Source organism: Methylobacterium carpenticola (assembly GCF_042748905.1).
GTDB classification, from domain to species: Bacteria; Pseudomonadota; Alphaproteobacteria; order Rhizobiales; family Beijerinckiaceae; genus Methylobacterium; species Methylobacterium carpenticola.
On the sequence record NZ_JBHZEO010000001.1, the window covers coordinates 4560860 to 4581242 of the forward strand.

17 protein-coding genes and 1 tRNA gene are annotated in these 20383 nt (G+C 71.2%); 4 read left to right on the forward strand and 14 right to left on the reverse strand.

Annotated elements, in window-relative coordinates:
- Window positions 1–13 precede the first annotated feature (13 nt).
- The 5 genes from ACE101_RS21200 to cysC all read right to left on the reverse strand — a co-directional run bounded on the left by ACE101_RS21200 (window position 14) and on the right by cysC (window position 5897).
- On the reverse strand, window positions 14–853 hold the full coding sequence (locus ACE101_RS21200) for an ABC transporter ATP-binding protein (protein ID WP_379133716.1): 840 nt from the start codon (window positions 851–853) through the stop codon (window positions 14–16).
- Entirely contained in the window at window positions 850–1896 is a 1047-nt protein-coding gene (locus ACE101_RS21205; RefSeq protein WP_379133719.1) for an ABC transporter substrate-binding protein, read from the reverse strand. Before ACE101_RS21205 ends, ACE101_RS21200 begins: the two co-directional genes overlap by 4 nt.
- A 189-nt stretch (window positions 1897–2085) precedes the next feature.
- Window positions 2086–4146, reverse strand: coding sequence for a phosphonate metabolism protein/1,5-bisphosphokinase (PRPP-forming) PhnN (gene phnN / locus ACE101_RS21210; protein ID WP_379133721.1), 2061 nt, complete (start codon window positions 4144–4146; stop codon window positions 2086–2088).
- A gap of 7 nt (window positions 4147–4153) precedes the next feature.
- Window positions 4154–4990: a carboxylating nicotinate-nucleotide diphosphorylase gene (gene nadC, locus ACE101_RS21215; RefSeq protein WP_379133723.1), complete on the reverse strand. Its 837-nt coding sequence runs from the start codon at window positions 4988–4990 to the stop codon at window positions 4154–4156.
- A gap of 226 nt (window positions 4991–5216) precedes the next feature.
- Complete coding sequence (gene cysC / locus ACE101_RS21220) at window positions 5217–5897, reverse strand: adenylyl-sulfate kinase (RefSeq protein WP_379133725.1); 681 nt, start codon at window positions 5895–5897, stop codon at window positions 5217–5219.
- A gap of 591 nt (window positions 5898–6488) precedes the next feature.
- Here cysC and oxc point away from each other — a divergent pair.
- Together oxc and ACE101_RS21230 are read left to right on the forward strand one after the other, a co-directional pair.
- Window positions 6489–8270 (forward strand): oxalyl-CoA decarboxylase, encoded by a 1782-nt coding sequence (gene oxc / locus ACE101_RS21225; RefSeq protein WP_379133728.1) that lies wholly within the window; start codon window positions 6489–6491, stop codon window positions 8268–8270.
- A 103-nt stretch (window positions 8271–8373) separates the two neighbouring features.
- Window positions 8374–9069: an alpha/beta hydrolase gene (locus tag ACE101_RS21230; RefSeq protein WP_379133731.1), complete on the forward strand. Its 696-nt coding sequence runs from the start codon at window positions 8374–8376 to the stop codon at window positions 9067–9069.
- 393 nt (window positions 9070–9462) lie between these two features.
- Here ACE101_RS21230 and ACE101_RS21235 read toward each other — a convergent pair whose 3' ends face one another.
- The 3 genes from ACE101_RS21235 to ACE101_RS21245 all read right to left on the reverse strand — a co-directional run bounded on the left by ACE101_RS21235 (window position 9463) and on the right by ACE101_RS21245 (window position 12769).
- Window positions 9463–10659, reverse strand: coding sequence for an HPP family protein (locus ACE101_RS21235; RefSeq protein WP_379133734.1), 1197 nt, complete (start codon window positions 10657–10659; stop codon window positions 9463–9465).
- 230 nt (window positions 10660–10889) lie between these two features.
- On the reverse strand, window positions 10890–12140 hold the full coding sequence (gene frc, locus ACE101_RS21240; RefSeq protein WP_379133736.1) for a formyl-CoA transferase: 1251 nt from the start codon (window positions 12138–12140) through the stop codon (window positions 10890–10892).
- Window positions 12141–12337: 197 nt separating this feature from the next.
- A complete protein-coding gene (locus ACE101_RS21245; RefSeq protein WP_379133739.1) occupies window positions 12338–12769 on the reverse strand; it encodes a PAS domain-containing protein in 432 nt (143 codons plus the stop codon).
- A 354-nt stretch (window positions 12770–13123) separates the two neighbouring features.
- Here ACE101_RS21245 and ACE101_RS21250 point away from each other — a divergent pair, with 354 nt between their 5' ends.
- Window positions 13124–13816: a GntR family transcriptional regulator gene (locus tag ACE101_RS21250; RefSeq protein ID WP_379133742.1), complete on the forward strand. Its 693-nt coding sequence runs from the start codon at window positions 13124–13126 to the stop codon at window positions 13814–13816.
- Window positions 13817–13829: 13 nt separating this feature from the next.
- Here ACE101_RS21250 and ACE101_RS21255 read toward each other — a convergent pair whose 3' ends face one another.
- From ACE101_RS21255 to ACE101_RS21270, 4 genes are read right to left on the reverse strand one after another with little or no spacing between them, the layout of a single operon-like run.
- Complete coding sequence (locus tag ACE101_RS21255; RefSeq protein ID WP_379133744.1) at window positions 13830–14618, reverse strand: amino acid ABC transporter ATP-binding protein; 789 nt, start codon at window positions 14616–14618, stop codon at window positions 13830–13832.
- A gap of 13 nt (window positions 14619–14631) precedes the next feature.
- Window positions 14632–15306 carry an amino acid ABC transporter permease gene (locus tag ACE101_RS21260; RefSeq protein WP_379133746.1) on the reverse strand — a complete coding sequence of 225 codons (675 nt, stop codon included), beginning with the start codon at window positions 15304–15306 and terminating at the stop codon, window positions 14632–14634.
- Window positions 15307–15315: 9 nt separating this feature from the next.
- Complete coding sequence (locus tag ACE101_RS21265; protein ID WP_379138833.1) at window positions 15316–15981, reverse strand: amino acid ABC transporter permease; 666 nt, start codon at window positions 15979–15981, stop codon at window positions 15316–15318.
- Window positions 15982–16031: 50 nt separating this feature from the next.
- Complete coding sequence (locus ACE101_RS21270; protein WP_379133748.1) at window positions 16032–16928, reverse strand: transporter substrate-binding domain-containing protein; 897 nt, start codon at window positions 16926–16928, stop codon at window positions 16032–16034.
- A 175-nt stretch (window positions 16929–17103) separates the two neighbouring features.
- Between ACE101_RS21270 and ACE101_RS21275 the strand changes: the two genes are divergently transcribed.
- Window positions 17104–18579 carry a protein adenylyltransferase SelO gene (locus ACE101_RS21275; protein WP_379133750.1) on the forward strand — a complete coding sequence of 492 codons (1476 nt, stop codon included), beginning with the start codon at window positions 17104–17106 and terminating at the stop codon, window positions 18577–18579.
- A gap of 12 nt (window positions 18580–18591) precedes the next feature.
- Here ACE101_RS21275 and ACE101_RS21280 read toward each other — a convergent pair whose 3' ends face one another.
- Window positions 18592–19866, reverse strand: a complete 1275-nt coding sequence (locus ACE101_RS21280; RefSeq protein ID WP_379133753.1) for a lytic murein transglycosylase — start codon at window positions 19864–19866, stop codon at window positions 18592–18594.
- Between the two features lie 374 nt (window positions 19867–20240).
- Window positions 20241–20325, reverse strand: a tRNA-Tyr gene (locus tag ACE101_RS21285).
- Window positions 20326–20383: the final 58 nt, after the last annotated feature.

The window sequence follows — 20383 nt, forward strand, 5'->3', positions numbered from 1 at the left end:
CGGGGTCGGCCTGTCAGCGGCGGGCGAGGTGCTTGAGCGATTCGGCCCGGAGCGTGTCCCAGAGCCGCGCCGTGAGTTCGCCGAAATGGGGCTGCGAGACGACACGGCTGTCGCGCTCCCGCGGCCAGCCGGTCTCCACGAGGTCGATGAGGCGGCCGGGCCGGGCCGACATCACGCCGACCCGGTCCGAGAGCATCGCCGCCTCGTCGAGGGCATGGGTGATCAGCAGGACCGTGGCGCCCGTCTCGCGCCACAGCCGCAGCAGTTCGTCGCCCATCAGGAGGCGGGTCTGCTGGTCGAGGGCGCCGAAGGGCTCGTCGAGCAGGATCAGGCGCGGGCGGGTCACCAGGGTGCGGGCGATGCAGACGCGCTGGCGCATGCCCCCCGAGAGCTGGGCCGGATAGGCCTCCGCGAAGGCGGACAGGCCCATGAAGTCGAGGGCGTGTTCCACGCGCTCCCGGATCGTTCCCGCGTCGAGCCCGGCCCGGCGCAGCCCGAAAGCGACGTTGTCGCGCACGGTGAGCCAGGGGAACGAGGCGTCCTCCTGGAACACGACCCCGACACCGTCCGGGACGCGTCCCGCGAGCCGTCGCCCCTCGAAGGTCACGCTGCCGTCGGTCGGCAGGCCGAGGCCGGAGAGCACGTCGAGCAGGGTGGACTTGCCGCAGCCGGACGGGCCGACCACGGAGAAGAACTCGCCCCGGACGAGGTCCAGATCCACCGGGCCGAGGGCGTGGATGGCGCCGACCTTGCCGCGCGGCCCGAAGATGCGGGTGACGCCGCTGAGGCTCGCATGGATCTCCCGGGACGCGGGCGCGGCCCGCTCCGGCACGCGCGAGACGAGGGCCGTCATGACTTGGCTTGCAGGTCCGCGGGCAGGAAGGAGCGGTCGATGAACTTCGAGAAATCGACCTCCCCCTTGACCTCGCCCACGAGCCGCAGGGCCTCGACCGCGCGGTCGAGCTCGACCTGGCTGAGTTCGCCGTCGCTCCACATGCGCGGTCCGATCATGTTCGCCACCGCCCGGCGGGCGATCTCGGGGTCGAGCTTGTAGTCCCGGGCGATCAGCCGGCCGGCCGCCTCGGGATCGGCGTAGATGGCGGCGACGCCCGCCCGGCGCCCGGCGATGATCGCCTTCAGCTTGTCGGGATGCGCCTTGGCGAAGGCCCGCGTGGTGATGCCGACCGAGGTCGTCATCGGCGGGAGGATGTCGCGGGCCGCCACCACCGTGCGGTACTTGCCCTCCCGGATGAGCGAGAGCGGCTCGATCAGGGTCGCGGCGGCCACCGCCCCCTGCTCCAGCATGGTGAGGCCGTTGACGTAGCCGCCGGAGGCGACGCGCTGCACCTTGGCGGCGTCGACGCCCTGGGCGCGCAGCTCCATCAGCAGCAGCATCTCGGACACGCCGCGCGGCGAGGTCACCGCGACCTTCTTGCCGACGAGGTCCTTCAGCTCCCGCACCGGCGAATCCGGCATGGTGACGAGGGAGGATTCGGCGACGCTGCGGGTGCCGGTATTGACGATGAGGATGTCGAGCCCCTGCGCCTGGGCGGCGATGGCCGCCCCGATGGCGACGTCGCCGTAGGGCGTCGGGCTCGCCAGGATGTTGCGCACGGTGGTGCCGCCGCCGGCAGAGCCGATGATGCCGGTGATGTCGATGCCGGCCTTCCTGAACAGGCCCTGGTCGAGGGCGACCGTGTAGGGCACCCCGTAGAGGCTGGTCCCGTACTGCGTGACCGAGATCTCCTCGGCGAAGGCCCGCGTGCCGGGCAGCAGGAGCGGCGCCCCCGTCAGGAGCATCAGCAGCGCGGCCGCGCGGCGCAGACCTGCGGCAGGGCGGGGCCGCGCCGTCCGGCGGCCATGGGCCGGGATCCGATCGAGCCGAACGAGGGCCATCTGTCACGCTCCCCACTCTGTCGCGGAGCCGATGCGGCGCTGCTCCGCTCCCCTGAAAACTCGTTTGTATACCAATGGGATCGTAGAAACCCGGCCGTGCCCCTGTCAAACCGGTGATGGCGCGGGAGCCGGCCGCTCGCGAGGCGTCGGCGCTTCAATTTGGGGCACGCGGCCCAGCCATGCGGCAGTTCACTGCAAGCCCCCGCTCGCGGCGCCGTCGAGCCGGTAGCCCGTGGCGGCGGCGGCTCGCGCGGCGGCGGCGGCCAAGTCGGCCGGCGCATTGGCGTGCAGCACGAGGAGCGGGTCGCCCGCCCGCACCGGCTCGCCGATCCGGGCCAGGAGATAGACGCCCGCGCCCTTGTCGGCGGGCGCGCCGGCGGTGCGCGCGAGGCCGCTGATGGCGATGCCGTCGATGCCCGTCACGATGCCCGAATGCGCGGCGCGGACCGTGTGCGTGAGGCGCCCCGGCTCCTGCGGCACCGGCTGGCGCCCCTGCGCCTCGACGATCGCCTCCAGGGCCGCCCGCGCCGCACCCGAGGCGAGCAGTGCCTCCGCCCGCTGCCGGGCCCGGCCGCAATCCGCAACCGCCGGATCCCAGGCGATGATGCGGGCGGCGAAGCCGAGCGCCTTCTCGCGCAGGTCGGCCGGAGCCTCCGGATGCCCGTCGAGGACGCGCAGGACATCGCGCACCTCGAGCGCCGGCCCGATGCCGCGCCCGATCGGCGCGCGGCCGTCGGTCGGCACGGCCTCGACGGTGAGGCCGAGCCGCGCCCCGATCCGCTCCAGCAAGACGCCGAGTTCGGCGGCCTCGCCGGCATCGGCGAGCCGCGCGCCCGGCCCCCAGGGCAGGTCCATGGCGACGTGGGTGGCGCCCGCGGTCAGCTTCTTCGACAGGATCGAGGCCACCGACCAGCGCGCCGAGGCCAATCCGAGCGGGCGGGTGATGCCGTTCATCACGTCGTCCAGGGGCGAGTGGTTCAGGCGTCCGTTCCACACCACGCAGCCGCGGGCGCGCGCCACCGCCGCATGCACCTCGTCGGGGCCGAGATCGACCCGGGCCAGCGTCTCCATCGCGTCGGCGGTGCCGGCGGCGGAGGTGATGGCCCGCGACGAACTCTTCGGGATCAGGAGACCGTGGGCGGCGACGATCGGCACCACGATCATGGTGATCCGGCTGCCGGGAATGCCGCCCATCGAGTGCTTGTCGACGACGATCGGCGCGTCCCAGCGCATCGCCGCCGCATGGCGGGCCCGCACCCGCGCGAGCGCCATCACCTCGTCGTCGGAGAGGAAGCGGTTGGCCGCGACGAGGAAGCCCGCGATCTCACCCTCGGCGTAGCGGCCCGCCACCATGTCGCGCAGCACGGTCTCGTACTCGTCCTCCGACAATTCGGCCCCGCGGATCTTGCGGCGCAGGACATCGCGGCTGCACGGCGCGGGCGAACGGCGGATCGCCACGCAGGTCGCCTCCGGCCGGCCCAGCGCCCGGAAGGCCTCGGTCGAGAGGCCGATCTCGTCCGGGCGCAGCCACGCCCCCGATTCCGCGAGGGCGACGTCGGCGCAGAGCCGCGCCGCACCCGCCTCGATCTCGATGCGGCAGCCGGCGTAGTCGGCAGCCGGGACCGCGATGCTGTCGCGGGGCAGGAAGGCGAGGTGGCGCCCGCCGGTATCGATGGCGGTGGCGCGCAGGCGCAGGCGGGCGGCGGCCCCTTCGAGGGCGGCGACGAAGCGTTCGATGCCGATCTCCGGCTCCGCGTCGTTGGCCACCCGGATCACCTCCAGATGGTCCGGCAGCGCCGCGGCCTTCCGGGCGAGCCGGGCGCGCAGGGCCGCGCCGCTCTCCCGGGCCCGGCCGGCGATCCGCGCGGCGAGCACCTCCGGCGGCGCCGTCACCTCGACCACGACGAGGCGGGGCACGCGGTCGGCGAGCGCGGCCACGGCGTTGCGCGAGCCGTTCGCCACCACGTGCCGGCCGGCCGCGAGATCCTCGCGCAAACCCCGGGGCAGGCCGTAATGCAGGCCATGGGCCGACCACGCGGCGAGGAAGCCGCCGGCCGCCGCGCAGGCCGCGAAGGCGTCCTCGCTCATCGCCTCGTGGTCCTCGCCGGCGGAGCCAGGGGGACGCGTGATCACCCGCCGGGCGAAGACGTAGCGCCGACCCGCCCCGAGCGCCGCGCGGGCGCCCTCGATCAGGGTGTCCTTGCCGGCGCCGCTCGGGCCGACGACGAGGAAGAGGATGCCCTCGGGCATCGCCGGCTCAGGCCGGCTCGTCCAGCCCGATATCGACCGGGGGTGCCCCCTGGGTGATCTTGCTCGTGGAGATGTAGTCGACGCCCGTCTCGGCGATCGCCCGGATGGTGTCGAGGCGGATGCCGCCGGAGGCTTCGAGGGGCACGCGGCCGGCGACGAGATCGACGGCTGTCCGCATGTCGGCGAGGCCCATGTTGTCGAGCATGATGACGTCGGCCTTCGCGGCCAGCGCCTCCTCGACCTGGGCGAGGCGGTCGCACTCGACCTCGATCTTGGTGAGGGTCGGCAGCTGGCGCCGGGCGCGCGCCAACGCCGCCGCGATGCCGCCGCAGACGGCGATGTGGTTGTCCTTGAGCATCACGCCGTTGTCGAGGCCGAGGCGGTGGTTGAGGCCGCCGCCGCAGGTCACGGCGTGCTTCTCCAGCATGCGCAGGCCGGGCGTGGTCTTGCGGGTGTCGATGAGGCGGGCCTTGGTGCCCTCGATCGCGGCGACGTATTTCGCGGTCTCGGTGGCGACGGCGCAGAGGCGTTGCAGGATGTTGAGGGCGGTGCGCTCGGCGGTGAGGATGCCCTGGGCCGGGCCTTCCACGCGCATCAGCACCGCGCCCTTGCCCACGCGCTCGCCGTCCCGCACCCGGATGTCGAGGGCGAGACGCGGCTCGTAGCGGCGGAAGACCTCGGCGGCGATCTCGATCCCGGCGACGTGCATCGGCTCGCGGGCATTGACGTCGAAGCGGCCGCGCGCGTCCGGGGAGACCATCGTCTGCACCGTGAGGTCGCAGCAGCCGACATCCTCGGTGAGCCAGAGATCGATGAGGCGCTGAACCGCAAACCGATCGTACATGATGCGCGATCCCTTCCGCTCCGGGTGGCGTGGCGTCATACGCGGGCGCCGCTCCGCGTTGATCGTTCGATTAGATTGTTGGACAATTCGGGCGGTGTCAACGCGATGCGCGAGACCCCGCGTGGCTGCGCCGACGGCTTTCCAGGGTCCGTGACGGACGGCGCTGGTCACGGATCACCGAGACCCGGGGTGGGTCGCGACATCCCCGACGCCGTCTTGACGCGCGTCAGCCGCGCTCGCCCTCCGAGACCTGAAGCGCCAGCAGACCGTGCGAGACGACGGTGGCCTGTCCCAGCACGCTCTCCTCCAGATGGGCGATCACCCGCGCGGCGGCCTGCTCGGGCGCGAGACGGCCGGTATCGAGGTGCAGGTCCGGCGCCTCCGGCGCCTCGTAGGGCGAATCGATCCCGGTGAAATGCGCGATCTCCCCGCTGCGCGCCCGCCGGTAGAGGCCCTTCGGGTCGCGCCGCTCGCATTCCGCCAGGGGGGCGTCCACGTGAACCTCGATGAAGGGCACCGCTCCGGCCGCCGCCCGCGCCTGCGCCCGCTCCCGCCGGAAGGGCGAGATCAGCGAGACGAGCACGATCAGCCCCGCATCCGCCATCAGGCGCGCCACCTCGACGGTCCGGCGCATGTTCTCGACCCGATCGGCATCGGAGAAGCCGAGATCGCGGTTGAGACCGCAGCGCAGATTGTCGCCGTCGAGGATGGTGGCGTGCCGGCCGGCGGTCGCGAGGTCGGCCTCGACGAGATTGGCCAGGGTGGATTTGCCCGCGCCCGACAACCCCGTCAGCCAGACGATGCACGGGCGCTGTCGCAAGGCCCCGGCCCGCTCCCGCGCCGATACCCGGTGCGGATGCGGATGGATCGTACTCGACGATGGCGCATGAAGATCAGCGACGATCATGCCGCCATATTAGAATCGAGCTTGGCCGTGCGAAACCCTGACGTTGCCAGCGAAAGCGAGATATTTGTTAAGCAACGTTTCCTGATGCAGCCGCGACATGCGGATGGGGTGGCGGCTCATCGATCCGCGCAGGGCGAGGCGGGCACGGTGCGGAGTTCACCCGCGCGTCGGTCGACTCTTCCGCCGCCGGACCGAACCGTGGGGCGGAGCACCGTTCCGCGTTGACAAACCGGTCCGCTCGGGGGCACACTCCTCTGGTATACAGTCGACCTGATACAAAATCAGGCGCACCCGGAATGCCCCGTCGCGGGGGCTGCTCCGGGTGACGAATGACCGCCTCAGGAGGAACGCTCATGATCCGCTTCGCCCCCCGATCGCCGGAATGATGCCGGCGGCCGCCGCGCGTGGGCCGGTCTGAGCCCGGCAGCGGCCGACACCACACCGCCCCGCCGGTACGGGGAGGATCGGCCCGGAGATCCGCCGTCCCCCCCTCACGCACCGCCGCAGCGTATCCGCGCGCCGCTCAGCGATCCACGGCCGGGCCGACCCGGCCCGGACCCATCACACGAAGCAGAGACCAGGGGAACAACGATGGAAACCACCGTCAAGACGCAGGCCGAGCCGGCCACCGAGATCGATACGGACGCCCTCGCGTCGGGTGCCGCGGCGCCGGGCGAAGCCGAGCAGACGGACGGGTTCCATCTCGTCATCGACGCCCTCAAGCTCAACGGCATCGACACGATCTACGGCGTGCCGGGGATCCCGATCACCGATCTCGGCCGCCTCGCCCAGGCCGAGGGGATGCGGGTGGTGTCCTTCCGGCACGAGCAGAATGCCGGCAACGCGGCGGCCATCGCGGGCTTCCTCACCAAGAAGCCGGGCATCTGCCTCACCGTCTCGGCGCCGGGCTTCCTCAACGGCCTCACCGCGCTCGCCAACGCCACCACCAACTGCTTCCCGATGATCCTGATCAGCGGCTCCTCGGAGCGCGAGATCGTCGACCTGCAGCAGGGCGACTACGAGGAGATGGACCAGCTCGCCATCGCCAAGCCCCTCTGCAAGGCGGCCTTCCGGGTGCTGCACGCGGCCGATATCGGCATCGGCGTCGCCCGCGCGATCCGCGCCGCGGTGTCGGGCCGTCCGGGCGGCGTCTATCTCGATCTGCCCGCGAAGCTGTTCTCGCAGGTCATGGATGCCGAGGCCGGCGCCCGGTCGCTGGTGAAGGTCATCGACCCGGCCCCCGCCCAGCTCCCGGCGCCGGCCGCGGTGCAGCGGGCCCTCGACCTGCTGAAGGGCGCCAAGCGCCCGCTGATCATCCTCGGCAAGGGCGCCGCCTACGCCCAGGCCGACGACGCGATCCGCGCCCTCGTGGAACGCAGCGGCATCCCCTACGTGCCGATGAGCATGGCCAAGGGCCTGCTGCCCGATACGCATCCGCAATCGGCGGGCGCGGCGCGCTCCCTCGTCCTCAAGGATGCGGACGTCGTGCTGCTGCTCGGCGCGCGCCTCAACTGGCTCCTGTCGCACGGCAAGGGCAAGACCTGGGGCGAGCCGGGCTCGAAGAAGTTCATCCAGGTCGACATCGAGCCGCGCGAGATGGACTCGAACGTCGAGATCGCGGCCCCCCTCGTCGGCGATATCGGCTCCTGCGTCGCCGCGCTCCTCGACGGCATCGGCGCCGATTGGCCGGCCCCGCCCGCCGACTGGACGCGGACCATCACCGAGCGCAAGGAGGCCAACCTCTCCAAGATGGCCGCCAAGCTGCGCAAGACCGGCGCGCCGATGGACTTCCACGGCGCCCTCGGGGCCCTGCGCGAGATCATCCGCGAGCGGCCGGACGCGATCCTCGTCAACGAGGGGGCCAACACCCTCGACCTCGCCCGCTCCGTCATCGACATGTACCAGCCGCGCAAGCGCCTCGATGTCGGCACCTGGGGCGTGATGGGCATCGGCATGGGCTTCGCGATCGCCGCCGCGGTCGAGACCGGCAAGCCGGTGCTGGCAGTGGAGGGCGACAGCGCCTTCGGCTTCTCGGGCATGGAGATCGAGACGATCTGCCGGTACAACCTCCCCGTCTGCGTCGTCGTCTTCAACAACAACGGCATCTACCGGGGCACCGACACCGATCCGACCGGCCGCGATCCCGGCACGACGGTGTTCGTGAAGGATTCCCGCTACGACCGGATGATCGAGGCCTTCGGCGGCGTCGGCGTGAACGCGACCACGCCGGAGGAGCTGAGCCGCGCCGTGAACGAGGCGATGGATTCGGGCCGCCCGACGCTGATCAACGCGGTGATCGACCCGAATGCCGGCACCGAGAGCGGCAATATCGGCAGCCTCAACCCGCAGAGCACCGTGCGCAAGAAGAAGTGAGGCGGCCCACGGCCGTTCCGCGGCGGGCCCCGCCCCGCCCTGCCCCGCCGGCCCCGGCTGCCGGCGGGGCTTCTCGTCTGAAACCCCGACCGGATTGAGCGCCGTGATCGACCCCTCCCTCGCGGGCTGTCTCGCCTTCGCCCACCGCCTGCCGACGCGCCCCGCCCTGCCACCCGGCCGCCACGCCCTGGGCCTGTTTCCCGAGCGCGACGCGCTGCTGGTGGTGCCGCCGAACCTCGACCCGCGCCGGCCGACGCCGCTCGTGGTGCTGTTCCACGGCGGGGGCGGCAGCGCGGGCAAGATCCTGCCGATGCTGGAGGCGCACGCGCAGGTGCAGGGCTTCCTGCTGCTCGCCCCGCAATCGCTCTTCCCGACCTGGGACCTCGTCATCGCCGGCCACGGACCCGACCGGGAGCGGCTCGACGCGGCGCTCGCCGCGGTGGCCGACCGCTACCTGCTCGATTCCGGGCGCCTCGCCTTCGCGGGCCATTCGGACGGCGGCAGCTACACCCTCGCCATGGGGCTGACGAACGGGCATCTCGCGACGCATCTGATCGTCTCGTCGGCGGGCTTCCTGGCGGTGCAGGTGCAGCGGGGCGCCCCGCGGATCTTCCTCTCGCACGGCACCCGCGACGCGCAGATCCCGATCGAACGCAGCGCGCGGCCCCACGCCGCCCTGCTTCAGGGCGCGGGCTACGATCTCACCTATGTCGAATACGACGGCCCCCACGCCTACGACCCGGCGGTGGTGGACCGGGCCGTGGCGTTCTTCATGCAGGAGAGCGCGGTGGCGGCCTGATACGGTTTCCGGACGATCACTTTCGGAAACCGTATCACGAGCCCGCGCGGCGCCTGAGCGAGGCCGGTTTCCGCATCGCGAAGCGATCATCCGGAAACCGTATGACGACGTTCGGCCGGCAGGTCAGGCGGGCTCGCGGAACACCGGTTCGGGCTGCGTCGGCTCTGACGGATGAAGGCCGCGGCGGTCTCGACGATCGCCCCGATCATCCGGCTCGCGAGGTCCGATCCGGGCGCGGGAGCCCCTCTCCCGTTCGGCAGAGGGGACTCCGCGCGGAAGCAGCCCGCCGGATGCGCCACAGGGCTCCGCAGCCTTGATCGAGGCCCCGTCGCGGCCTTCGAAGAGCTGATCCCGGGCGCGCTCCCCGCCCGGGACCGCTCATCAGCACACCGCTCACGCGCCGACGAGCACACCGGCCGGAACCCTGGCGGGGGCCGGCTCGCTCCGGCGTGTCCCGCTCGCGACGAGCAGGGCGTTGATCACGTCCGTCTGCGAGACGAGGCCGATCAGCCGCTGGTCGGGTCCCACCACCGGCAGGTGCGGCAGGCCGCTCTGGGACATGAAGAGAGCCGCGTCGGCGAGCGGCGTCTCTGGATGCACCGGGATCACCGGGGCGGTCATCACGTCCGCCACGCTCCCGTGCGGCGCCCGGCCCCGCTCCAGGGTCAGCCGGACGCGCCGCCCGAGATCGAGGCGGGGGCCCTGACGGTCCCAGGCGGCCTTGTCGATGAGATCGTTGTGCGTGACGAGGCCGAGCACCCGCGCGCCCTCGTCGGTGACGGCGAGCGCCCGGATCGGCCGGCGCCGGAACAGGGCCACCGCCTCGTCCAGGGAGGCATCGGGGGCGATGCCGATCACCTCCCGCGACACCACCGCCGCGCAGGTCGTCGCCCCGAGGGAGCGCCGCGAGGCCCGCAGCAGGGCGTGGTGCAGGATCGCGTCGAGATCGGCCCGGCCGATATCGACCAGCTCGCCGAAATCCTTGAGCGCGCCGTCGAGGTCGGAGGCGGTGAAGCCGAGGCTGGTGAAGGGCGCGGGCGCGAAGCGCGCGGCGGCCGGCGCCTGGGGGGGGCGGTGCGGGTAGGACCGCCCGGTGAGGTTGTTGAACAGGATCGCGGTGGCGAGGAGGATGAGCGAGTTCACCGCGACCGGCCAGAGCACGAAACCGTAGCCGAGGGCGTGGATCGCCGGGCCGCCGAGCACGGCCGTGAGCGCGACGGCGCCGCTCGGCGGGTGCACGCAGCGCAACGCGGTCATCGCCGCGATGGCAAGGCTCACCGCCACCGCCGCCGCCCAGAACGGATCGGCGATGAGGGCGGCCGCCGTGACCCCGATCACGGCCGCGACGGTGTTGCCGCCGATGATCGACCAGGGCTGGGCGAGCGGACTCGCCGGCACCGCGAAGAGCAGCACCGCGGAGGCCCCCATGGGCGCGATCAGGACGGGCAACGCGGCATCGCCGCCGAGGGCGGCTCGGCTGATCAGGCCGGTCACCAGAATCCCGGTGAGGGCGCCGAGCGCCGCGCGCAGGCGCTCCCGCAGGCTCACGGGCATCAAGTCGGGGAGGAAACGTGTCAGGCGGTTCAGCATCGAGACGGACCTCGGCACCATTCCGCCGGCCGACGCGGCCGGTGCCGACACGGTCACCGGTTCGACGGCGGAAATGATGCAAAACCAAGAGCCTCAGCAGAATGGCGCCATGCCGTTCCGCTTGGTGGGGCCCGGTCCCGCCGGGCGACGCGGCCAGGCGGAACCGGGAGCGGCACGAAAAACGGCGCGTCGGGGACGCGCCGTCGTCGTGGTCGCCGCTGCGGTTCCTATCAGACCGCCCGCTCCTGGTGCAGCATCTCGATCTGCTGCTCGGTGTAGCCGAGGCCGCGCAGCACCTCGTCGGTGTGCTCGCCGAGCAGCGGCGACGGCTTCACGTCGATGGCGAGATCCGAGAACTTGATCGGGCTGCCGACCGTCAGGTACTTGCCGAGCTGCGGATGCGGCACCTCGACGATGGACCCGCTCGCCCGCAGCGACTTGTCCTCGGCGATCTCCTTCATCGACAGCACCGGCGCGCAGGGGATGTCGAACTTGCGCAGGATGTCGACCGCCTCGTACTTCGTCTTGTCGGCGAGCCAAGCCTCGATGAAGGCGAAGATCTCGAAGATCTTGTCCTGACGGGCCCGCGGCGTGTTGTAGGCCGGATCCTGGATCCACTCCTCCTTGCCGAGCGCCCGGCAGATCGGCGCCCAGGCGTGACCCTGGATGGTGAAGTAGATGTAGGCGTTGGGATCGGTCTCCCAGCCCTTGCACTTCAGCACCCAGCCCGGCTGGCCGCCGCCGCCCGCATTGCCGCCGCGCGGCACCACGTCGGTGAACTGCCCGTGCGGGTATTGCGGGTATTCCTCCAGGAAGCCGAGCGCGTCGAGGCGCTGCTGGTCGCGCAGCTTCACGCGGCAGAGGTTGAGGACCGCGTCCTGCATCGAGACGGCGACCTTCTGGCCCTTGCCGGTCTTGTTGCGGGCGTGCAGCGCCGTGAGGATGCCGATGGCGAGGTGCATGCCGGTGTTGGAGTCACCCAGAGCCGCGCCGCTGACGGTGGGCGGGCCGTCCCAGAAGCCGGTGGTCGAGGCGGCGCCGCCCGCGCACTGGGCCACGTTCTCGTAGACCTTGAGGTCCTCGTAGTGGTGGCCCTCGCTGAAGCCCTTCACCGAGGCCACGATCATGCCCGGGTTGAGCTCGTTGATCCGGGCCCAGGAGAAGCCCATGCGGTCGAGGGCACCGGGACCGAAATTCTCGACGAGGACGTCGGATTCCTGGATCAGCTTCTCGAGGACTTCCTTGCCCTGCGCGGTCTTGGTGTCGAGGGTGAGCGAGCGCTTGTTCGAGTTGAGCATCGTGAAGTAGAGCGCGTCCGCATCGTCGACGTGCCGCAGCTGGCTGCGGGTGACGTCGCCGGCGCCGGGCCGCTCGACCTTGATCACGTCGGCGCCGAACCAGGCCAGGAGCTGGGTGCAGGCGGGACCCGCCTGGACGTGGGTGAAGTCGATGATCTTGATGCCGTCGAGGGGCTTGCTCATCTAGGACACTCCTCCGCTTTGATGATCGGCGGCTTGGCCCGCCTTGGAACTTCGGCACGGACCGCTCGGCTCGGGCCCGTGCTCCCTCAGCAGACTGGCATTGGCAGGCCAACGCTTCGTCCGCTTAGGTTTCTGATGTATTGCAGGTTTTCGTCGCAAAACCGGTGACCGCTCTTGCGAAACCTGCTCAGGTCAGCTCAGCCCGAGCGCGCTGCTTCGAGTTCGCTGATCTTGCTGCGCAGGGCCTTCTCCTCGGCCCAGCGGCTCGTCTCGTCCCGGATGGCGGCCACGATGCCGGTGACGCGGCCGTCCGCTCCGTGAAGAAGCCCGACGGTGAACGCGATCGACAGCGTCCGCCCGTCCTTGTGAAGTGCGGGAACCCGCAACAGGGTGGTGCCGTAGCGGGTCACCCCGGTCTGCATGGTCTTGTGGTAGCCGTCCCAGTGCCGCTGGCGCTGGCGCTCCGGCGTGATCAGGTCGAGGCTCCGGCCGATGGCCTCGTCCTTGGTGAACCCGAAGATGCGCTCGGCCGCCGGATTCCAGACGGTGATCAGGCCGTCCTGGTCGGAGACGACGACCGCGTCTCCGATCGCCGCGACGATTGGCTCGAAATCACAGGTCGTCGACATCGATCCGCCCCGCTCCCTCGTCCGCAGGTTGTCTGGTTCGAGCGGTTGACACCGTCAGTCTTGGGGACGTGCGGTGGGATGATGTCTCGTGTGACGCGTCGATGCGCAGCCCATGCATTCGGCTGTCATTCAGCAGGCCCTCCCGATTTCGACGCCGGCTTCTTGCGGTTCATCCTTGTCCGGCCGGACGAGTATTTTGTCTTGTTGTGTTGGCATGTGGTATGCCAGCATTCTGACGATGTCAAGCGGAGGATCCGCCCGGCTGAACGGGCGGTGCCGGATCAGGGATCGAACGGGCGCCCGGGGCCCGGCCGACCTGTCCGCCCCGCGGGAGGAACCGAGTCGGGAGCGCCCATGATCAGGTCGGTGGAATTCACCGTGACGCCGATCGCCGCCACGGTGAACCTGCGCACGCGGGTCTACGAGGCCCTGAAGGCGGCGATCGGCGAGATCGACATCTACGGGAGCGCGGAGGAGATCCGCCTCGACGAGCGGCGGCTCGCCCGGGATCTCGGCGTCAGCCGCACGCCGGTGCGCGAAGCCTTCACGGTGCTGGAACAGGAAGGATTCGTCCGCTCGGAGGCGCGCCGCGGCGTCTTCGTGGTGCGCAAGACGCAGGCGCAGATCATCGGCATGATCCACGCCTGGGCGGCGCTCGAAGGCATGGCCGCCCGCCTCGCCTGCCAGCGCGCCACGGATGCGGAGCTGGCCTCCCTCGAGACGCTGTTCGCCGCCTTCCTGGAGCGCGCGCCGTCCGAGCAGATCGAGGCCTATTCGGACGCGAACCTGCGCTTCCATCAGGCGGTCATCGCGCTCGCCCATTGCCCGGTCTTCGACGGCCTGTCCGGCTCGCTGATGATCCACGTGCGGGGCATCCGCCGGGCGGCGATCCGGACGGACGGGCGGGCCGAGCGGTCGGATGCCGAGCACCGCGCGATCCTGCGCGCGCTCGGCGCCCGCAACGGCGAGGAGGCCGAGCGGCTGGTGCGCGCCCACGGGCTCGGCCTCGCCGCCCATGTGGAGCGCGGCGGCGAGGCGCTCGGATGAGCGGGCGGTCCGCTCAGGCCACCCTGTCCCGCCCGACCACGGCGTGGAAGCGGCCGAGGAAGCTGCGCAGTCGCTCGCTCCCGGGCTGCCCGAAGATCTCCCGCGGTGGGCCGGCCTGGGCGACCCGGCCCTGGTCGAGGAAGAGCACGTGGTGCGCGACCTCGCGCACGAAGTGCATCTCGTGGCTCACGAGCAGCATGGTCATGCCGCTCTCGGCGAGGGACTGCATCACCCCGAGCACCTCGGCGACGAGTTCCGGATCGAGGGCGGAGGTCGCTTCGTCGAAGAGGAGGAGGCGCGGCTGCATCGCCACCGCGCGGGCGATCGCCACGCGCTGCTGCTGGCCGCCCGAGAGCTGGTAGGGGTAGTGCCCCTGGCGCTCGGCGAGCCCGACCCGGCCGAGCCAGTGCGCGGCGATCTCGCCCGCCTCCGCCCTGCTCTTGCCGAGCACCTTGGTGAGGCCGAGCATGACGTTCTCCCGCGCCGTCAGGTGCGGGAACAGGTTGAACTGCTGGAACACCATGCCCATGCGCGCGCGCTGGGCCGCGATGCGCGCCTCGCCGAGGCGGCGGCGGCGGCCGTTCTCGATACGGTAGCCGACCGGGTCGCCGTCGAGGCGGATCTCGCCGCCGTCGTGCTCCTCCAGCAGGTTGACGCAGCGCAGGAAGGTGGTCTTGCCCGAACCCGAGGCGCCGATCAACGAGACCACCTGCCCCTGCCGGATCGTGAGATCGATGCCCTTGAGCACCTCCAGGCCGCCGAAACGCTTGCGAACTCCGACGGCTTCCAGCAGTAGCGTCATGGTCGTCATCCTCTCAGTAGCGCAGATGCGAGAAGCGGCGCTCCAGGACTGCGCCGAGCTGGGCGATGCCGAGGTTGATCGCGACGTAGATCACCGTCGCGAGCAGGTAGAAATCGATGATCCGGTAGTTGCGCGCCATGACTTGCTGCGAGGCGAGCAGGAGATCGACGACGCCGATGATCGACAGGAGCGTGGTGCCCTTGGCGATTTCGAGGCAGGTGTTGATCCAGGGCGGCAGCATGCGGCGCAGCGCCTGCGGCAGGATCACGTAGGCGAGGCGCTTGGGGAAGGTGAGGCCGATGGCCTTGGCCGCCTCCGTCTGACCGGCCGGGACCGACTGGACCGCCCCGCGCAGGGTCTCCGCCACATGCGCCGCCGCAAAGGCCGAGAGCGCGAGGATGCCCGCCGTGAGGGCGGCGACGTTGATGCCGAACAGCGCCAGCCCGTAATAGGTGAACAGGATCAGGACCAGCACAGGCATCCCGCGCATGACGTCCACGTAGAGGCGGGCGAGCCCGCGCAGCCACCACCAGCCGTAGGTCAGGCCGACCCCGATCGCGAGGCCGGCCAGCGTCGCCAGCAGGATGCTGACCAGGGTGGCGAGCAGCGTGATTCCGACACCGGAGGCGAGCGAGGCGCGCGCCTGCCAAGCCTCGAACAGGAAGCTTCCGGGCTCCAGCGTGAACACGGGGCCTCCTTAGCGGATCGCCGCGTAGCGGCGCTCGACCAGCCGCAGGCCGGTCGCGATGAGATAGGTCGTGGCGAGGTACAGCGCGCTCGCGGTGAGCCACACCTCCATCACCCGGAAGGTGTTGGCGTTGATCTGGCGGGCCGTGAAGGTGAGTTCCGGGATCGCGATCGCGGCGGCGAGCGAGGTGTCCTTGAACAGCGAAATCAGGTTGTTGCTCACCGCCGGCAGGGTGATGCGAACCATCACCGGCAGCACGACGTAGAGCTGGCGCTGCCACGGCCGCAGGCCGATCGCCTTGGCGGCCTCCACGTATGGCTGCGGGATCGAGGCGAGACCGGAGCGGAACACCTCGCACAGGTAGGCCGCGGCATAGAGCGAGAGCGTGAGGACGAAGCTCTGCGTCTTGTCGAAGACGGTGACGTCGAATTCCGGCAGGCCGAAATAGACGAAGAAGATCAGCAGCAGCAGCGGCGTGCAGCGGACGAACTCGACATAGGCCCGCACGGGCCCGGCGAGCCAGCGCTTGCCCGAGAGCCGGGCATAGGCCGCCGCGAGCCCGAGCAGGCTGCCGATGATGAGGGAGACCACCGCGAGGCCGAGGCCGAGGGCGAGCGAATCGAGGAGCCGGCCGGCATTGCGCGCGATCACCGACCAGTCGAAGTGATAGGCGATCATGCGCGGCGCCGGGCCCCCGCGGTGGCGGTCATCTCCCGTCTCCCCGCTCAGGCGAACTCGGCCGGGAACCCGACCTTCGGGATCGCCAGCTCGATGCCGAACCACTTCTTGTAGGAGGCTGAGAAGGAGTCGAAGTCGACCCCGCACATGGCTTCCTTGTAGACGGTGTTCACCCAGTTGAGCCAGATCGGGTCCCCGGGCTTCACCGCCGAGGCGTAGGAGTTCGGCATCCAGCCGTAGCCCGAATCGACGAAGCGCCCGGGGGCCTCCTGCATCAGCCAGCGGATCGCCGATTGGTCCAGCATGGCCGCGTCGACGCGGCGGGCGTTGAGCGCCTGTACGGCCGCGTCGGGACTCTCGAAGGCATCGACCTTGGCCTGCGGCAGGGCCTTGTGGATCCACTCCTCCAGGAAGACGTTCTGCATGCCGCCCACGGTCACCGCGCTGCCGGCGGCCTTGAGGTCCCCGTGAGTCTTGTACTTGCCGCCGCGGGCCAGCAGCAGGAGGCCGTTGCCCTCGCGGTAATACGGAATCGTGAATTCCACCTGCTGGGCCCGGCCGGGGGTCACCGTCATCCATTGCACGACGATGTCGACCTTGTCGGTCACGAGGCTCGGGATGCGGGCATCCGATCCCTGCAACACGAACTCGACCTTCGCGGGATCGTCGAACAGGCTCTTGGCCAGCAGCCGGGCGAGATCGATGTCCATGCCCACCAGGTTGCCGCCGGCATCCTGGAAGTGCCAGGGCGGGTTGGTGCTGCCGGTGCCGACGATGAGCTTGCCGCGCTCCTTGATGGTGTAGAGCTTGCTCTTGGCAGCGGTCTGGGCCTGCGCCGCGGCGGGGGCGAGCAGCGCAGCGCCGCCGAGAGCCGCCCCCGCGAGGCCGAGGCCGAACAGCCCGCGCCGCGCTTCGTTCACCCCGGTCCCGTTCTTCTCGCTCATCGGCCGATCCTCCGCCCGCGTCGCGCGACGCCCTTGCGTCAACACGCCCGTCGCGGAGCAAGAAGACTGCCAATCCGGGCCCGCGGCATCGTCCCGCCTCCAGCGCCCGGTGGCTGGCCTCGCCGGATCCGATCCCCACATGGTCGGCAGGACTTCTCTCGAGGCTCGCTGCGCGATGACCGCCATTCCGTTCGACAACAGCTACGCGCGCATGCCGGAGCGCTTCTTCGCGCGGACCGATCCGTCCCCGGTCTCCGCCCCCCGGCTGATCCGCCTGAACCGGGATCTCGCGCGGTCGCTCGGGCTCGATCCGGACTGGCTCGCGGGCCCGGAGGGGCTCGCGATCCTCGCCGGCAACCGGATCGCCGCGGGGTCGGCGCCGATCGCGACGGCCTATGCGGGCCACCAGTTCGGCCACCTCGTGCCCCAGCTCGGCGACGGCCGGGCGATCCTCCTCGGCGAGGTGATCGACCGCGACGGCATCCGCCGCGACATTCAGCTGAAGGGCTCCGGCCCGACGCCGTTCTCGCGCCGGGGCGACGGCCGGGCCGCGCTGGGGCCCGTGCTGCGCGAGTACGTCGTGAGCGAGGCGATGGCGGCGCTCGGCATCCCGACCACGCGGGCGCTCGCCGCCGTCACCACGGGCGAGCGGGTGATCCGCGAGACGCTGCTCCCCGGCGCGATCCTCACCCGGGTCGCCTCCAGCCACATCCGGGTCGGCACCTTCCAGTTCTTCGCGATCCGCGGCGACACCGAGGGCGTCCGCCATCTCGCCGACCACGTCATCGCCCGGCACTATCCGGAGATCGCCGGGGAGGCGCAGCCCTACGCCGCCCTCCTCTCGGCGGTGATCGCCCGCCAAGCCGCCCTCGTGGCGCAATGGCTCGGCGTCGGCTTCATCCACGGCGTGATGAACACCGACAACATGTCGGTGGCGGGCGAAACCATCGATTACGGGCCCTGCGCCTTCCTCGATGCCTACGATCCCGGCACGGTGTTCAGCGCCATCGACGAGCAGGGCCGCTACGCCTACGGCAACCAGCCGATGATCGCGCAGTGGAACCTCGTGCGCCTCGCCGAGACCCTGGTTCCCCTGCTCGCCGACGGGACCGAGGCGGCGATCCGCATCGCCGAGGAGCGCCTAGCCGCCTTCGGGCCTCTGTTCGAGTCCGCCTATCTGGCGGGCCTGCGGCGCAAGCTCGGCCTGTTCACGGAGCGCGCGGAGGATCGGGCCCTGGCCGGAGCCCTGCTCACCGCGATGACGGAGAACCAAGCGGATTTCACGCTCACCTTCCGGCATCTCGGAGCCGCCGCGGCCGATCCGGTCCAGGATGGCCCCGTGCGCGACCGCTTCATCGATCCGACCGCCTACGATGCCTGGGCAATGCGCTGGCGGGAGCGCCTCGCCGCGGAGCCGCAGGGTGCCGAGGAGCGCCGCCGCGCCATGGACCGGGCCAACCCGGCCTTCATTCCGCGCAACCACCGGATCGAGGCGGTGATCGAGGCGGCGGTGGAGCGCGACGACTTCGCCCCCTTCGCCGAGTTGCTGACGGTGCTGTCCGCGCCCTACGAGGATCAGCCCGCCTTCGCGCGCTACGCCGAGCCGCCCGAAGCGCACGAGCGCGTGCACCGGACCTTCTGCGGGACGTGAGCGAGGCCGGCCTCAGGGCGCAGCCCGCAGGCGCTCCAGCAGGGCCGCATCGGCGTAGCCGTCCGGCACGAGCCCCGCGGCCTCCTGAAAGGCCCGCACCGCCCGGCGCGTCTTCGGCCCGATCTTGCCGTCGATGCCGCCCGCGTCGAAGCCGCGCGCGGTGAGGCGGGATTGGAGATCCTGCCGCTCGTCGCGGTCGAGGATGCGGTCGCCGCGCGGCCAGGGCTGGACGACCAGCCCCGCCCCGCGCAGGCGGTCGGAGAGATGGGCCACCGCGAGCGCGTAGGACAGGGCCGTGTTGTAGCCCAGGATCACGGAGAAATTCGGCCGCAGCAGGAAGGCCGGCCCGCGGGCTCCGGCGGGCACCAGGAGCCGGGCCGGCGCGTTTCCCTGCCCGGATGCCTCGTCCCGGGCGGACGTGTCCCCGGCCACGCGCAGCCCGAGGGCCAGCCATTCGGCGAGCGGACGCTCCGTGGTCTCGTCGGCCAGCCGGTAGTCGAAGCCCTCCGGCAGGACGACCTCGGTGCCCCAGCCCTCCCCGGACCGCCAGCCCATCACCTTGAGGAAATTCGCCGTCGAGGCGAGGGCGTCGGGCACCGAGGTCCAGATGTCGCGCCGGCCGTCCCGGTCGAAGTCGACGGCGTGGCGCAGATAGACGGTCGGCATGAACTGGGTGTGCCCCATGGCGCCGGCCCAGGAGCCGGTCATCCGCTCGGGCGGCAGGCCGGCCTGATCGGCGATGCGCAGGGCCGCGACGAGTTCGTCGCGCCAGTAGGACACGCGCTCGCCGCCGCCACAGGCCAGGGTGGCCAATGAGCGGATCACCGGCCGGACCTTGTTCGGCTTGTCGAGGACGGCGCCGTAGCCCGATTCGATGCCCCAGAACGCCGCGAGGACGAAGCGGTCGACACCGTAGGCCGCCTCCACCGCCGCGAAGGTCGCCTCCCACTCGGCGAGCTTGGCGCGCCCATCGGCAACGGCCTCCTCGGTGACGGCGGAATCGACGTAGTTCCAGATCGGCTTCTCGAACTCGGCCTGCCGGCGGGAGGCGGCGAGCACCTCCGGATCCGGCGAGAGATCCCGGAGCGCCTGCGCGGCCAGAGCGGGCGCGATGCCGCGCGCCACCGCCTCGGCCGTGAGACCCGCCTTGCAGCCCTCGAAAGCGGACGCATCGTCCACCGGGACGACGGCCGTCTCGGCGTGCGCCGGTGAGGCGGACGCGATCACGCCCGCCAGCAATGCGCGCGCGGCGATGCGGGTCCGGTGTCTCGGGTGGGACGTCATCATCGACGGCTCCTCGGCAGCGGGGCCTCTCGGCCGCCTGACGCCGTGACCCGCGCCCGTGCGGGTCCGGCAGGCCTTGGATCTGTGTCGGACGGGATGGTGGCGCAATCCAGCCGGGTGCGAACCTGTGCCTCCCTGCTGCTCCCGTGCTCGACCGGGATCAGCATCTCGGCCAGATCCCGCACCCTCGATCGGCTCAGCCGCAGCCGCTATCCCTGCGGTCGACGATTGGCTCGGGCTTCATCGCCCACCACCGGACATTCCCGTCAGTGGCCTCAATGCCGGCTTGCGGTCCGGAGAAGGTGCAGCAGAACGGCCGATCGCCCGCGCCTGCGCCCGTCTCTACCGCAACCAGAGAATTCACTTTGAAGGACGAATGGTGGGGGAAGTAGGACTCGAACCTACGAAGGCATAGCCAGCGGATTTACAGTCCGCCCCCTTTGCCGCTCGGGACATTCCCCCATCGCGGCGTCCGCCGCGAGACCGGCACCGCAGCGCCGATGGCGGCCCTTATGGTGGA